12 protein-coding genes are annotated in these 16,154 nt (G+C 40.9%); 9 read left to right on the top strand and 3 right to left on the bottom strand.

The window, feature by feature from the left end; translation table 11 throughout:
- The first annotated feature begins 35 nt into the window (after positions 1-35).
- The 5 genes from ACYOR7_RS13550 to ACYOR7_RS13570 all read left to right on the top strand — a co-directional run bounded on the left by ACYOR7_RS13550 (position 36) and on the right by ACYOR7_RS13570 (position 6,076).
- Positions 36-773 carry an Lrp/AsnC family transcriptional regulator gene (locus ACYOR7_RS13550; protein WP_479914256.1) on the top strand — a complete coding sequence of 246 codons (738 nt, stop codon included), beginning with the start codon at positions 36-38 and terminating at the stop codon, positions 771-773.
- 421 nt (positions 774-1,194) lie between these two features.
- Positions 1,195-1,533, top strand: coding sequence for a winged helix-turn-helix domain-containing protein (locus ACYOR7_RS13555; RefSeq protein WP_479914257.1), 339 nt, complete (start codon positions 1,195-1,197; stop codon positions 1,531-1,533).
- Positions 1,534-1,754: 221 nt separating this feature from the next.
- Positions 1,755-3,107, top strand: coding sequence for a Cdc6/Cdc18 family protein (locus tag ACYOR7_RS13560; protein WP_479914258.1), 1,353 nt, complete (start codon positions 1,755-1,757; stop codon positions 3,105-3,107).
- Positions 3,108-3,362: 255 nt separating this feature from the next.
- Positions 3,363-3,938: a hypothetical protein gene (locus ACYOR7_RS13565; protein WP_479914259.1), complete on the top strand. Its 576-nt coding sequence runs from the start codon at positions 3,363-3,365 to the stop codon at positions 3,936-3,938.
- A gap of 257 nt (positions 3,939-4,195) precedes the next feature.
- The gene (locus ACYOR7_RS13570; protein WP_479914260.1) at positions 4,196-6,076 is read left to right on the top strand and encodes a hypothetical protein; all 1,881 of its coding nucleotides are present in this window, start codon (positions 4,196-4,198) and stop codon (positions 6,074-6,076) included.
- Here ACYOR7_RS13570 and ACYOR7_RS13575 read toward each other — a convergent pair.
- On the bottom strand, positions 6,052-7,161 hold the full coding sequence (locus ACYOR7_RS13575; protein ID WP_479914261.1) for a glycosyltransferase family 4 protein: 1,110 nt from the start codon (positions 7,159-7,161) through the stop codon (positions 6,052-6,054). The genes ACYOR7_RS13570 and ACYOR7_RS13575 overlap by 25 nt on opposite strands.
- Positions 7,162-7,323: 162 nt before the next feature.
- Here ACYOR7_RS13575 and ACYOR7_RS13580 point away from each other — a divergent pair, with 162 nt between their 5' ends.
- From ACYOR7_RS13580 to ACYOR7_RS13590, 3 genes are all read left to right on the top strand, one after another.
- The gene (locus tag ACYOR7_RS13580) at positions 7,324-9,963 is read left to right on the top strand and encodes a hypothetical protein (RefSeq protein ID WP_479914262.1); all 2,640 of its coding nucleotides are present in this window, start codon (positions 7,324-7,326) and stop codon (positions 9,961-9,963) included.
- 55 nt (positions 9,964-10,018) lie between these two features.
- Positions 10,019-10,675 (top strand): class I SAM-dependent methyltransferase, encoded by a 657-nt coding sequence (locus ACYOR7_RS13585; RefSeq protein WP_479914263.1) that lies wholly within the window; start codon positions 10,019-10,021, stop codon positions 10,673-10,675.
- A gap of 91 nt (positions 10,676-10,766) precedes the next feature.
- Positions 10,767-11,894: a glycosyltransferase gene (locus ACYOR7_RS13590; RefSeq protein ID WP_479914264.1), complete on the top strand. Its 1,128-nt coding sequence runs from the start codon at positions 10,767-10,769 to the stop codon at positions 11,892-11,894.
- A gap of 96 nt (positions 11,895-11,990) precedes the next feature.
- Here the strand turns inward: ACYOR7_RS13590 and ACYOR7_RS13595 are convergent, their stop codons facing one another.
- Together ACYOR7_RS13595 and ACYOR7_RS13600 are read right to left on the bottom strand one after the other, a co-directional pair.
- On the bottom strand, positions 11,991-13,403 hold the full coding sequence (locus tag ACYOR7_RS13595; RefSeq protein ID WP_479914265.1) for an MATE family efflux transporter: 1,413 nt from the start codon (positions 13,401-13,403) through the stop codon (positions 11,991-11,993).
- A 10-nt stretch (positions 13,404-13,413) separates the two neighbouring features.
- The gene (locus tag ACYOR7_RS13600; protein WP_479914266.1) at positions 13,414-14,193 is read right to left on the bottom strand and encodes a glycosyltransferase; all 780 of its coding nucleotides are present in this window, start codon (positions 14,191-14,193) and stop codon (positions 13,414-13,416) included.
- Between the two features lie 263 nt (positions 14,194-14,456).
- On the opposite strand from ACYOR7_RS13600, the gene ACYOR7_RS13605 reads away from it, so the two are divergent.
- Positions 14,457-16,031, top strand: coding sequence for a hypothetical protein (locus tag ACYOR7_RS13605; protein WP_479914267.1), 1,575 nt, complete (start codon positions 14,457-14,459; stop codon positions 16,029-16,031).
- The last annotated feature ends 123 nt before the right edge of the window (positions 16,032-16,154 follow it).

Consider the following 16,154-nt stretch of genomic DNA (forward strand, 5'->3'; position numbering starts at 1 on the left):
TATATTTAAATAAAGGCACTATTATACCGAAGTAAATGTTAGACGTGAAAACTGCTTCAGCTGTCAAATCCGAGGTTCAGTCTTTTTCTTCCTCCTCACCAGCAGCACTGGGGTCGTCACCATCATCATCAACTGCAAGAAACGTTTCGCGACAGGCATTAGAACAAGAACTGACAAAAGTAGAAGTGGATCCAGAATTTTTCAAAACGTTGACAGTAGACCAACTCTCTGATTTGCTCTTTGGCCTTAACAGGGCTATTAATGCGAATCCTGGCTCAGCTGCAGCCAAACAAATAGCACGTAAAGTCAGCAGCGTTCTATCTCCAATTGACAAGAAGATAATGAAGGCATTGCTAGAATCCAAAGGAAATCCATCTTCACTGCAATTATCCAGAGAGTTGGATATACCAATCTCAACTGTTCAGCGAAGGCGAAAACGACTTGAGGAAGAATTCATCAGCGAATCGTACAGTTTAAAGTACGAGAAGTTCGGCAAGAGGCATATTACGTTTGTCGTTTCGCTTGGTGCAGTAAACAAGATTGCAACTGCAAATGAAATCCTTGGCATTGAAAAAGTCATTGCTGTAGCCCAAACATTTGGAGACATTGCAGACTTGAAAGTTGAAGTTATACTGGAAAGTAATGAGGAGTTTGTAAAGATCTGTGACACAATCAAGGCTGTCCCGGGCATTCAAAAATTATCATGGTTTGAATCGCTTGAAGTCCTGGGAAGGAAGAAGAAGTTAGATCACGATATAGTGGAAAACTCCTAATTCTGTCGTACAACAATACTGATAATAATAATAACAAAAGTAAAGACAGTCTGAATAGGCCGATACCCACGCACCTACGCATTCTCTCTTTTGCTATTATTGTGATTTTTATTTTCGTTTCTTCGTTGCTAGTAATAACTTCATGCGCGATCTGAGCCTGCGCCAAGAGAGGCATATGTCTAGTCCTACACAAGGGCTATTCTGACTTGTGCGAGACCGCATGCGTGCATGTATGAATGCATGTATGTATGTTATTATGATTTTCTCTTATGCAGTATGTAGATAGGTAAGTGCATATACGAATAAGATGGAAAGCTCTTCCAGCAGCTATAACTAGTACCCGCTTATCTATTGAGATTCCATGCTAAGGGAATTGCCGCCTTCGTTTGTCCGTATAAAGAGTGTTGCAAAGCCAAGAAGCATGCATAGAATAATAGCTACACTTCTTGAAGTTTGCGAACAAAGAACAAAGAGAACGCACGTCATATACAAGGTCAATCTGTCGCATTCAATGCTGCTAGAGTACGTTGAGCTGGCCATAAAGAACGGGTTGATTGAAGAGATGCCAGACGACAGGTCTCTGCTGACTACTGAAAAGGGAAGAGCATATCTGGAGCACTTTTCTATAGTCGAAAGGCTGCTGACTGCAGGTCTGAACTCCAATGATAATAGTAATAGTAGAGATGACGACCATTCAAAAAAAGAGCAAGAAGAAACCGACTATTATAGCCGCAAGATATTCCTGCGAATGACGCCATAAGTTGATCCGGTAAAGAGACGTTGGCTGCGCCCTTTGCATTCACTCCACTGCAAAAGGTGGGAAAGTAGTAGGTAGATGAAGTAGATGGGTGTGTGGTATGTCCTACTTGTTCTCTGCCACCGTAGGAGCTGAGGCAACAACCACGGGTCGGAGCGTCATCTTTTAACTCATATATGTATATTTATATTATATGTGTTTCCAGTGGAAAGGCAGTAAAAAAGTTGGGCCTTGACAAGAAGGACCTTGAAAAGATGCTATCTGAAGTCGAAAAGGAAGATCTGCTCTTTGCAAGAAAGGACCTTCTTGACACCCTTGCCTTTCCTGCATCAATAGTTGGCCGCGAAGAGAAGGCAAAGGAGCTTGTGCGCCTGATTGCTGGCTACAAAAAAGGCCACGTGGTACCGTTCATTTCTGTGTACGGGAGAAGCGGCGCTGGCAAGTCGACAATAGTGAGGTTTGTCTGCGAGAACCTAGACGATACGTCCTGCTGCTTTGTCAACCTCCGCAGGGCAAAAACGGTTTTTGGCTGCGCAAACCTAATCCTTGGTGAAATGGGTGAGCCTGGCCTAAAGAGCGCGCAGGGAATCAATGTTGCGATAGCGAAAATCCAGGACGCGATTGAATCCTCTTTATCATTGTCTAAGGACAAGAAGAAGCTCTTTGTGCTTGTGTTGGATGAATTTGACGTGCTCTTTAATGACAAGCGCGGCAAGCCGTCTGACTTTATCTACAAACTTTTGGTGATGGAAGAAAAGTTGCGCGAAAAAGGAATACTTTCCTGCATAATAGCCATCTCTAACAACGTGATGGCAGATTATGAAGTGGACGACAGGGTGAGGTCTAGGATGGGCTCAACAGAGGTATTCTTTCCAGCATACACAAAGAAGGATGTTCTTGGGATACTGAAGGAAAGGTCTGCTGCGGCATTCTCTGCATCCGTTGATCCTGCTGTCCTAGAGTATTGCGCAGAAAAGAGTTCTGAGGAGCATGGAGATGCAAGACGAGCCATCAATCTTCTCAGGGTAGCTGGGGAGATTGCTAGCTTTAAAGAAGAGAAATTGGCTAATATGCATGTTGATGCAGCCACAGATCAGCTGCAGAAAGACAGGGTAAACTTGGCACTTTCAAGCGCATCCTACCATCTAAAACTTGCATGCGCAGCGCTTGCGCGGATAACGTACCTGACAGGCAATCCATGGCATTCGACATCTGTCATCTATGTACAGTATTGCAAGATTATTAGGAAAGGTACTAGGCCGTTGACGTACCGAAGAGTTTCAGAACTACTTACGGAGCTAGACAACATCGGACTTGTTGTATCACAGACCAGCTCACGTGGAAGACATGGATATGGAACGCAGTACAAACTCAACATATTGCCAGAGATAGTTGGAAATGCATGCTTTCCTGACTGGTGGAAAAATGTTGTGCAGAAAAAGAAAGAACATGAAAGGAAGGAAGAAGAGAAAAGTATCTTCTTGCCAGCTGGCAAGTCCCATTTCGGAGGCCTAGGCAAGCTTTTAGGCACATTAGAAGACGAGAAATGGAAGGACTTTGTCGGACTTTATGCATAATGACGAGGATGCAAAATTGCACAGTGAGAGTAGTCGCATCATTTTTTATGGTTATCTTGCGGTAGGATTTTTCACTATAGTAAGAGTTTTCTGAAGATAGTGAATATCTATTTTTGTTTTTGTTACTATTATTACTGTCGTCCTCCCCTCCCTCCCACTCTCCCCTGAGTACTCTATTTCTTTTAAGATACCTCCTAAAGCTCCTTACGCGTGGCACCCAAAAGTCGTTCCGATCAAGAGCCGCAGCAACCAGATGTGTTTGACATAAGCCCAGAGTTCATAGAGGAAGAGAAGAACAAGAAGTTTGGTCTGGGCAGACGTAGGAAGAGAAACTCAAAATATACAAAGTCTGAAAGGTCGAGGAGAAGAAATCATGTTTACCGATTATTTTTTGAACAGGGAATGCCTGCAACAACCATTGCAGAGATGCTGCATGTTGAAAAGAATATCATAGACAACGACGTACAGCTACTATACCGCGAGCTTGGCAAAGAATGGAAGCATATCGACTTTGAAGAATTTATCTTCAGGCAGATAATCAAGCTAGACACACAACGCAGCAGGCTGGCGTCATATTTGGACAAGACAGATGATGTGGATAAGAAGCTGGCCATAGAGCGGATGATGGCTGACATAGACTTCAAGATAGTAACTATGGTGGCAAAGGCGCAGGAGCTGCCTTCTGCTTTCTGGGATGCAGTCTACAGCGAGATGAACAAGGTGGCCAAGGAAAAGAAGCTTGACTGGCGGTTTGCAACTTTCTGGGAAGGAGTAAGGGTGTCAAAAAATACTAGGGATAGGATGGATGAAGTGCTTAGGGCTGAATCTTGAACATAAATGCTGTTTTGAAAGGATGGTAAATGGAAAAACCAAAAAATCAATTGTGCTGCTCTGAAGCAGCAGAGAGAGGAAAAGGGATCGTTAATAGGAAAACAATGTTATAGTTATACTCGATGGTAATTTTCAGAACTAGTCGCAATTCCAAAGTTCTGCATATATATGCCCATCATTTAGATTTTCTTAGTGCACTTGTGTAAGCGACTAGGCGTGATAATGCTTAAAGATATGATAAAGTGCTATCATTTTGCTTGGCTCAGGGCATTATTGGAGAAAATATAGTAAAAGCCTTTGGCCGCGGCTTTCCTTTATCATCAATAATCTCCTCCGCTTCTCTGGTGGTTCTTTGTCTTTTCTATGTCTATTCTGCCGCTACTTATGCCCACTTGATTGTGTATCCTCTCATAGATCGTGTTACGTACTATACTGTCTTTGGTGTATACATTACAAATGAGTACGTTGATCACGTGATTCTTGGATCACTTTTAGTTGTCTGGCTAGCAGCCTCATTGCAAAAGTCCAACAAGACAGTATACTATATTGCAGTTGGGATATCCGCCGCATTTCTTATTGCAACAGCGGTGGCCAACAGTGCTCTCTTGCTTGAAGATGTTGCCCTTGCTTCTCTTCCTGCAATAGTTGCTCTTTTACTCTGCAACAAATATTCTGCCAAAAAAATCTTGAAAAATCATCAACAACAAGATCTAACTCTGAATTATTTTGGCATTCTTGGAATAATACTCGGTCTCATTGGATTTGCCTTTGCAATCGCTTCGGTTGCCTCTTCAAATGTAGCAGCGCCCATACAGCCTGTGCGTAATTATGCTTATGATGTGTTTGTAGTACTCTCTAGCTTTTCTCCTGTCCTTATCCTATTACTAATAGCATGCATTCCGATCAAATTGATCGTAGATTTCGCATTGAGAACCCTGAAAATAAGGCCGATGGCCGCAGCTGCTATGGGGAATGATAGGATTTGCAAGAAGCATCTGACTGTCTTCCTCTCGCTAATAGTATCGTTATCGATTATCTTTACAATTATTCCACATCTTCCAACCATAAATCCGGATGGCCAATCTGTTGGAGTAGATACGTCGTATTACTTGAAGTGGGTTACAAACATGGCAAATTCTTCAAATGTTGGAGAATTTTTGCATCAAGCATTTGTGCAGCAAAATGGAGGAGATCGACCCATTTTGCTTATCTTTCTCTACGCCCTGCAAAAGCTGACCTCTGCACCACTTTTTTATGTAATCGAATATTTGCCCGTAATATTAGGGCCTGCACTGATACTTGCAGTATTTTTCTTTACGCGTGAACTTGTGGAAAATGATACTGTTTCAATTCTTGCATCATTTTTGACTGCAGTTTCCTTTCATACTTTGATTGGAATTTACGCGGCATTTTATGCTAATTGGTTCGCTCTTGTGTTTGGATATCTGTCGTTTTTGTTTCTCTTCCGGTTCCTGAAGAATGGAAATAACAAAAATCTGGTTCTTTATGGCGCCCTTCTCGTTACGACTCTCCTCACCCATGTGTACACCTGGAGCATTCTGGTAATAGTTGGAGGCATATTTCTTGCAGGCGTGTTGATTAAAGGAGGCTATCGATTTAACAATGGCAAGAAAAGTGCAACAGTTCTGCTAATGGTATTGATTGCGACAGTTGTCATCGACTTGGGAAGATCAACCGTTGGGTCTACGGGAGGAATAGAGCGAGATTTGCAGTTAGCTGGCAATTTGGCGGGACCCGAGCAATTTGTAGCACGTTGGAATAACCTTACTTATACTGTGACTGCATTTGTTGGCGGTCAGTTCTCCAATTTCATTATTCTTGCTTTTGGCTTATACTGGCTAATTAGCACAGCTGCCATTCGTAATACATCTACTATTTTCTTGCTGATCTTTATGTCGATAGGCATACTGCCTTTTCTATTTGGCGACTGGATAATTCAAACCAGAGTTTTTTACGATATTCCGTTTCAAATCCCTGCGGCAATTGCTCTAGCTAATATAGCAAGTAGGGTGGATAAGAAAGAGGGACAACTGCGAGCAATTCCAATCTATATCTGGCTAATTATGATATCAATTCTGGCTGTATCTAATTACTATCTGAAGCTGCCATCTGGCTGAAGGGTCTCTGCAGTAAGAGTTCTGATAATCTTTTCAAAGGCATCCGTTGTATTGTCCCAAGTGAATTGTCTTGAGAATTCAAGCGCATTGTGGCTAAGTTTTGATAGTTGTTCCTTATCTTCCAACAATTTTATTGCAGCTTCTGCGAGGGCTTCTGGAGTATTGTCTTGTGCTAGTACGCCTGTTTCATTATCTTTTACAGAATCTCTTAAACCATTGACGTTATACGCTACTGCTGGGGTACCCATCGCATTTGCCTCCGTAACGACCAGACCCCATCCTTCTCTAACTGCAGGTACTAGCGCAATGTGAGCTCTCTTCATGAGGTCATACTTCTCTTGCTCGGAAAGTCGACCATAAAATGTGATGTCTTGAGAATTCATCCTTTCTAATTTCTCTTTCATATATCCGCTGCCTACAATCCACATTCTTGCTTCTGGAATTGCTTTTTTGATTAGCTCAAATGCCCTGACCGCATGATGTGGAAGCTTGGCTTTTTTCAATCTTCCAGTAAATATTACCGTAGGATATGTCTCCTTGTTGGGAGGATGGGCAAGAGGTGACACATTAAGACCCTCCGGAACGATGTGAATTTTTTTGAACCCTAATTCTAACAGATCCATTCTTGACGATTCTGATACAGTCATAGTAGGAATATTCACATAATATGAAAGCCATTTTTTCTCAAGATAGTGGTATCCAATGTAATTCAATGGAAAAGATGTTTCATAGAACCAGAACTCTTTGGCAAGCTGATGTATGATAGCTAGTATAGGCTTGCCCAGAACAAACTTGGGCGTAAGGAATGGTCTTGTGTTGACTTCATCAATAACCAGATCAAATGCATGACCATTTTTCTTGTAGTATTCGACGGCTTTGCGATATACGGTATATTTATTTCCTCTTCTCAGAATGTTGGTGCCGTCAATTGTTTCTTCGGAAAGACAACCTGGAAATTCGGAAGTGAAAAGAGTCAAGCTGTGACCTCTATCTGCAAGGCGGCGCATAACTTCGTGGGTAAAAACCTCTGCTCCGCCTGCGTCCTTATTTTTTATATCTCGCCAGTTAAACCAAAGTATATGCAAATTATACTTTTCACTAGTAGTCTTGCTAATATTAAACTCTTAGATGATCTATAACCATTGATAGCATCGTCAGAAGTGATTTCCGTGATCTGTGTGTATGATAGTCTATTTTGTGGTATATGATTATGCTTTAATAGAAGCTTGGTCTCTACGTGAATACCTGTGAGACTGGGGTTATCGAGAAAATTACTGCTCGAATTAGTGGTTATTAATTTTACGGTATGGGCTATTCTTTCAATACTTACATCCAGTCTGGACTTTGGCAGGATGTGGATTTTTGCAGACCTTCTTCCTTTCTCTTCTAATCTCGATCAAAGAATTAACGAAGCATCCTACATGTGGTCTTCAGGAGGAATGGGCGCTCAAGTTACTCCTATGCAAAATGTCGTCCGATTTACACTTCTCGTTCAATTTCTGTTGGGTCCTGTAGTATCGCAAAAGGTCGTTTTCTTTATTCCGTTCTTTATAGGTTCATCATCGATGATCTTAGTTCTTCAGAGATTCAAGATTGCATTGCCTGTTCGGTTTGTCAGTTCCCTATTCTTTGTTCTTAATCCTTTTTTTCTTTCTATCTTCATAGTCGGAAATGTCGGTGTAATGATGACTGTTGCCGTTTTTCCATTGGTATTCTATCTGTTGCTACAATTCTTTGTATCCGAAAAATTCCAATTCAAATACCTCGTAATAAATGGAGTTATTCTTTTCGCATTTGCTTGGAATCTTTATTATCTATTATGGTTACTAATTGCTACTGCTATATTCTACGCTATTCTTCAGAGAAGAGCGTTGATTCAGCGTTGTCACCTGCAGCCTATTGCTATTAAAATAGGACTTATCTTAGGGCTATTTGCACTTATCTTCTTACCAAACATAATCCTCTTTACAAGCATAGAAGCATCTTCAGCCATCGAAGAAAATGTAAAATCTGAAGTCGGCAAGAATTACAAAGACGCAGAACTCCTAAATTTAATCCGCTTAGCTGGAAATAGTGGTTCTCCTCAAGTACATGGATATCTGAGTTATAATGAACTGAACGGCTATACGATATGGGGGCTTCTACTCTTTGTAGTCATAATTTTAGGCCTGCTCTTAGCAAGAGAATTCCCAGAAAAAAAGGTCTTTCTTGCGGCCACATCTACTTTTGCTCTATTCATAGCGCTGATCCTGATAATACGAGCATTCCCAGATCTTACAAGCACTTCACCAATTCTTTACACCCTTCGTAACCCTAGTAAGCTCTTCTCCGTTTTGGATTTCTTTTATTTCATCTCCTTTGCATTTTCATCAAATATCCTTTATTCCTATATGCTGCGACTAAGGATACTCCCATATCTTAAAAATTCACTTGCTCCTTTATTTTGCATTTTTCTTTTAGTCATGATGTTTTTGTATAATACACCATTTCTCGATTCCGCGCTAGCAGTTAAGAGGATGCAAGGAACGTATTATGTGTCTAATCCGTATTATGTCGAAGAACGATATTATCAGCTAACATCCATTCTTAAGAATGAAGACCCTAATCTTGACAAATATAGGATACTTTATCTTCCACAAGATAGATTCGTTAATCATATAGTCTCGAGACTGGATTTGAATTATCTCGGCGCGGGTTACGGTACATCCAATCTGCTAAACAGCGACCAATTGTTGGAGTTATATCGAAATATTTTGTATGCTCCTGATAATATGGATACAGTCCTTGCGCAATTTAATGTTAAGTTTGTTGTAATAGATAAACATTTGAAATCGTCTTCCTTAGGAGCTACTCAAGATAATCTTGGCGCAGTATTTCTAACGGGCGATAAGGATTCCTTCTCTACTATATTTGGTGGAATACTTACCAAGACATTTGAGAACGGTGATTATATCATTTTTTCAAATCCTAAGTTGACTGAGCCCAATCTTTTATCGGCTTGTGATGTATTAGCTAATGGAGACACTAGCGGAATTATGGCTGTATCGAGCAAGATAATTAGTTTGGGCGAAGATTCTGTTTCTGGGATACATAGTGTCGGAAAGAGCGATATTATTGACAATCGCACATTCAGAGTATATGGCCTAAAAGAGAGTGAATGGCCACATATCTATGGGATTTTTCCGACAAATGGCTTCAAGCAATTTCAGCTTGACTTTTCTGCAGAGGGTCAAAATGTAACAAATGCTCATGTCAAACTTTTATGGTATGAAAACCTTCCGAGTCAATATAAAGATGATTCTGGCGCTCTCCGGGTCGATTATGTTAATCTCTATAGAGACGCTACCTTTGCAGGAGGGAATCCGACTCATGTTCAAAGAAACTTCATTGCTCCCCAAAACGCAACTGCATTTATTGCCGTACTCCTTGGAAGCCAAGTAAAAAATAATAGTCTAACGCTGACCACATTCAGCGATTTTCTTATCACCGCTAAACAATACGTAATGAAACCAATCTGTTCTAATAGTAATTCCTTGTCGTATGACGAGGTAAATCCTACTCTATACGAAACCAGAATAAATGCAACCACTCCATTTCGACTCGCGTTCGCATCTTCTTTTGACCCGCTTTGGACCGCAAGTATTTATAAAAATGGAAAGCTAGTAGAAGAATCTTCGAGCATTCCGTTATCGTATAGAATCAATAGTTTTGCGGTTAAAACTACTGGTGATGATATCCAAATTCTATTGAAGTATAGGAGCCAAGATTGGTTTACTGTAGGCTCAATATTGACACTGACAGGACTCTTATCTATAATAATACTATACCAGGCGCGGCATAGGATACTTGGCCTGATGCCTCGAAAGAACTATTCTCCAAATCTGTAATCCTTTCTAATATATATAGAACTTCCTTTTCTAATCTTGTTAAAGGTACTATGAAATGGTAAAGCTAGTTGAAAATAGAGCAAATCCAATTTTGGAATACGTTAGAGATAAGAACGTGCTCGAAATAGGTTGTGTGGGGATGGGTAAGCACGACATACTAGGGGGAGCAAATTTCATTGCAGGTTATGTCAAACCTATATCTAAAAAGTGGCTAGGGCTTGATATAAATGAAGAGGGCATAAAGAAAATGCTCTCAAATGGATTCAATGTGAGAAAAATAAACGCCGAAGAACCCTTCAATTTGCAAGAAAAGTTCGATGTAATTTTAGCAGAAGAGGTCATGGAACACATGAGCAATCTGCCTATTTTTCTACGTAACGTATACGAGCACCTCTCGGATGATGGTGTTTTCATTATAACTACTCCTAACCCTATATCCCCTTCCTTTTTCTATCAAAGGCTATTTGGAAATAAGATTAAGGATGTGTCCATTTGGAATCATACACACTGGCAAACTCATGAAACTTTGTTAGAATTGTTAAGTAGATATGGATTGCATATATTTCATTATGAATATATCCACCCAAAACCAGGCGATCGATCCTTTGCTTATAATTTCTACACAATATTTTGGAAACTTACTCCCAATCAATTTGGAAGAAATCTAATAGTCCTTGCGAAAAAAGGTATTGTAAACAAAGAGAGGTCCTGATGGTGGCTGCACAGAAAATACTCCTAGGCAACTCCAATAATGATCAGTGACTTGACCACAAATCTTCAAAAACATCAGTGGTTCTGGTAAAATGGACAAGGAACCGATACTGAAAATATTGGGAAAATCAAGCATAATAATCATACACCCATACCTGCAAGAAGATATTGTATGCCCTGAATTTGGGGGAACTCGTCTAATACGAGAACAAATATTGTACCTCGAAAGTAAACAATATCAAGTTAGAGCTGTTTCACTTGTTGAAATTAGCTCTCTTCTTTCCTTAATCTTAAAGTTATCTAGCAGGATAAGAAAGAAGCGAGTAAAAAGAGAAGATGCTGCTTCCTCAGAACAAATGAGATGGTGGCTAAATGCTGCCCAAATTATCTTAATAGAGCTCTTAAGTCGAATAGATCCTTTATTCATTTATAATGCCACCAAATTAATGCGATCGCTAACATCTTCTTCTGTCATCATACATCAATATCCTTACTTTGGAGCAGCCGCCTTACTTACTATGTCGAAGAAGCATGGTCATAAAACCATTCTTTCAGAACATAATATTGAATGGAAGTTCTTCAAAGACAAACTTGGAAGAAACTTCCTTGCTCAGTTAGTTGTTAATCTAATTATGGCTATTGAAATTTCTGCAGTGCGCAAATCTGACTTCATTATTTGTGTTTCAGATTTAGACATAAGAACATTGCGTGAAACCCTCTATTCAGCCACATATCTTCAATGGATTCCATTTCTGAGCCATGGTAGAAGTACAAAATACTCTGATATCCCCAAAGAAATCTTGAAAAACATCCAGAACAGGCCTGTGGTTGGATTTTTAGGGTCTAATTTTGCTCCGAATATATCCTCTGTCGAATATATTATTACTATTGCAAAAGAGCTAAGCTCGATATCGTTTCTTATTATTGGTAATGTCTCAAATGCATTCTCGAATAAACACATACCTAACAATGTTATTTTTGCTGGGTTTGTAAAGAATATAGATGATTACTTGGGGCTGTGTAGTGCTTTTATTAACCCAAAATTTAGCTCAGATACAGGAACCGAGATAAAAATGATGGATTATTTGAGGTTCGATAAACCCATCATCTCCACCGAAGTGGGTGCAAGAGGATTCGAGGAATACCCGAATGTCCAGATATGCACTTTGTCCGAAATTAAAGTACGACTCAAATCAATGTTTGGCCGGTCCAATCTATAAAAGGAGAGATACTGTCTACCAATTCAGTGTCCGCTCCACATTAGAGATTGAAAATGGTGTGTTCCTAAACTCGAATTGTATTACAAAGCTAATTTGTTAAATTTTGCCTTTTACAACAATCTGTATCAACGCATTAACTTCTCGAATAGAAGTACCTTTAAGAATAATAACTATTGCCAGCGAAGTGATTACGGATACCCCAACCGCAAGAGTCTGGTCCGTATAATATAATCTGATTGTAAAGCCCATTACTATACCTGCTATGATAGAGAGTAATGATATTATGATGTATTTTGTGAAGGATCTTCCAGACCATATAGTTGATAACATTGCCGCACTAGTAGCTGATAATAGGATTGAATAAGCCGCTCCTTCAGAACCGAGTGAAGGAACAAGAAGGAAAAAAGCTAAAACAAATACAACTATCCTTATGAATCCTATGGCTAAAAGCCGTCTGGGTTTGTTCAAATTATTGAACTTTGACATTGCATTTGTAACTATTATGGATGGTAAGATGCTGGCTGCAAGTATGACAAGCAGGTTTGACGCCTTAGTATATTCTGTACCTATTATCGAAAGAAAAGGTGAGGGTCCTACAATAAGCGCTACAATAATAGGTATTGTAAAGATCATTCCTAACCTTAGACTACCAGATGATAAGTCTGAATTCATAGATGATGATGCTGGTATGGACATGAACGCCAAACTGGATGCGAAACTTCCTGCTACTAGGCTTATCATCACGGCTATGTAGAATATTCCAACATCCGAGTTGTTGATACCAAATGATGAAAGTAATACTATGCTGAGGCTAACTATTAACATGCTTGAGAGTTTAGATGGTGTATTGGCAAGTCCGTCCCTCAGGATTTCTCTTAAAGTGCCGACTGTTGGAAGCTTAATCCTAAACAGCTTTGCGCCAAAAATAATTGTACCCGTAGTTGTAGCAGCTATTTGAAACAGAAACGAAAGCAGAATTCCGAAGGCTCCAAATTCTAATGCTCCAACAAGAAATATTCCAGTTGCGAATCTGGCGCCAGTTCCAATGAGGTCAAAGATAAGAACCGTTCTAGTATTTGAGATAGCCAGCAACCCAAATCGGGCAATAAAACTACCAGATGACAGGACAAGAATTCCTATCGCTATTGGAATAAGTTGTGATTCCTGATAGATTGAATTAGCTATGTATATTATGAAAGGAATAGTTGCCAGAGTAATGCCCATCTCTAGAATGAAAGCGGTACCAAATACATCGTGCCTCTGAGCGGCCTTTCTGAGAAGAGGATATTCAAGTCCAAGCTGAATTGCAGTACCTGCAAGCAAAACAAGATTGTATACACTGGTTGCATGTCCTACTTCCGATGTAGTTGTAAGTTTTGATATTACGAGCCAAAAAATCCAATTTCCTGCAGCTACTAATAGCTGGTCAATAAACAGAAGAATACTTGGGCTTACAAATTTGCCGATATGTGATGCATTAACGGGATTAGAATCATTCGAACTGTCCACTCCTTCCCACTTACCTGCTCATGTTTGCGGCTTCCGTTTGTAGACGATGTTGATACCATCTAATTATTCTGTATCGATACGATATTGCCAGCACATCTATAAACATCCTTGCTATGTCTTTAATCTTGAACTTTCTATCCAAGTTTATCTCAACCGGCATTTCCTTGATCTGCATTTTTAACAAGGATGCGATGGTCAGCAGTTCTACATCGAATGCATATCTCTTTACAAGCATCAGCTTGAAAATGGCTCTTAATGCAGGACCGCTGCCCGCCTTAAGGCCCGACTGAGTGTCTTTAATCGAAATTCCTGTAAGAATCCTTACAACAAAATTAAACGCCCTGCTAAGGAGCTTTCTTGATATTGGCGCGACTACTTTTGATTGTGGATGTCTCTTTGATGCAATGACCAAATCGCACAGGGCTAGTTGTCCTATGTATTCTGTTAGTGTATCTGGAGAAATATCCAAGTCGCCATCAGTGAAAATAACTAAATGACCTTTAGATTCCAGAATCCCCTTTCTTACCGCGTATCCTTTGCCCATGTTTTTGTCATAGCTGACAACTTTTAACAGCTGGTTGGATGCCTGTTCCCCAAGAAGTATCTTAAGTGTATTATCGCGACTACCATCATTAACAACTATTAGCTCGTAGCTTGTCGACAAGGAATCTAAAATCTTGCTGATTCTGGCCAGTGATGCAGAGATCCTCTTTTCCTGATTGTAAACCGGAATTACTACGGAAATTACGCAGGCAGAACTATATTCAGGTTCTGCCTCTAATGTAAGCATATAATTCATTTACCTAAGAGAGTTCACGCATTTAAACATTAGAATAGATTTCTATAAGTTGCTACCCTGGAAGAGTCTTCTAGATGCATACTATATTGAAGAATAGTTCATCTTTCTATGACTTAATGCCGGAGTAGAGTGGTTCAATTGACGAAGTATTATTTAGGCTACAATCTACAGTATAATATATGCTAACAAGCTTTGCGAATATTTTTATAGTAGGTTATACCTGCTGAAATCAAACAATGGCTATCAGGGAGGCTATGATGAAGTATAAACAGCTTATTGGCATTGCAATAGCTGGAGTTATACTCGCAGGAATCTTTGTTCCGTTCCAAAAGGCAAATGCATTTACGGTTGACGTAAGCTTGCCCAATGCTAATCCAAACAGTGTACCGACCTCCGCGGTAGGCAGCCAATTCAAGGTTGACATCAATATTTCTCCGGGAGAATTTATCTCCGTTTCTCAAATCGAGCTAATTATCGACAACAATAGTCCGGACGTAAAGAGATCTATCTTTGATGCTACTGGCCATAGAGTTTCTGGTAATACCACGCTGACTAGGGGCAATCTTGATGTTACAATCCCGCCAACTAGTTCTGCTTATGGCTACGGTTATGGCTATGTGTCTACAGGCACGACCTTTTCACCCCCTAATTCCTTTACTAACACTACCGAGCAGACCCTTATTAGCGGAAACAACGGTGGACCAAACAACGGCGTGCCAAATGCAAATGTCGTAGTGGGCGTTGCCGGTCCTAATACTATAACTATTGAAGGCAAGCTCAACACGGCACAGCTTTTGCCTGGAACTCACACGCTTGAAGTCTTTATTCACACAGGCTCTGGAGGCAACGGCAAGGACCAGCTTACAAGCAGCCTCACATTTACAACCGTTGGCAACAGCTCGATAAAGCACGAATCAGTAACTACTACTGGGAACGTTACAGTAGAGTCGAACTTGGGAAGTGACGGCAAGGTCAATATACACTTCAACAACGTCACCCAGGGAGGAACCATAAACATCGAGCCCATGACTCCTGACACTGCAAAATTGCTTATCGAGGGACTCTTTACCGGCAACAACGAACGGATCGGCAAGTTGAACTCTAACAATGGCGCCGCATTCACCAGTGGAACAATCTATGAGATTGATATCTCTTCGCTGACTCTAGGCACGAATTCGACAATAGATGTTACGATTCCATATGATCCCGACCTGTTGCCCAAAGGCTTCAAGGAGTCCAACCTTAAGGTCTTCCATTGGACCGGAACAGGATGGGAAGACGTTACAGTTAGCGTAGATACTGCTCACAACACTGTTACAGCTAGGTTAAGCTCTCTCTCGCCAGTCGTTACCGGCTACTATGAAAGCGATGCAACGACTACGACTACGACAACAACAAGCGTTGGCGGTGGTGGCGGAGGAGGCGGCAGCGTGATCCTCAACCCGTCGTTCCCGGCAGACTACTTTAACACCAACCCGCTGGCCAAGCTCCAGATACAGGACAGCTCGTTCAAGAACCTAGACGGCAGCACTGCATTTGGCGCCCACGTCGGACAGCAGGTCAGCATCAACGCCAGCTTCAAGAACTACCAGCAGACGCCACAGGACTATGCGATGATCATCCAGGTGGTTGACCAGAACGGCTTTACAACCGACATTGGATGGGTGACAGGCACGGTCGATGCCGGCAAGACCGCAGACAGCGCCAGGTCATGGACAGCGGATGCAACAGGCAACTACACGATCAAGATATTCGTGTGGGACAACGTAAGCACCAACCCGGTACCGCTGTCAGAGACAACGACCAAGTACTTTACGGCGTCGGAGTAAAAGGAACTAAAAACGGACGGACGGGGGCAACATACCATCCCCCTTCTGTCTTCTTTTCTTCATTTTACTTTTTTTCAAATTCAAATCGCATACTAGCAAGACCATATAGGATGATGAATACAA

Source organism: Candidatus Nitrososphaera sp. 86-2 (genome assembly GCF_056726185.1).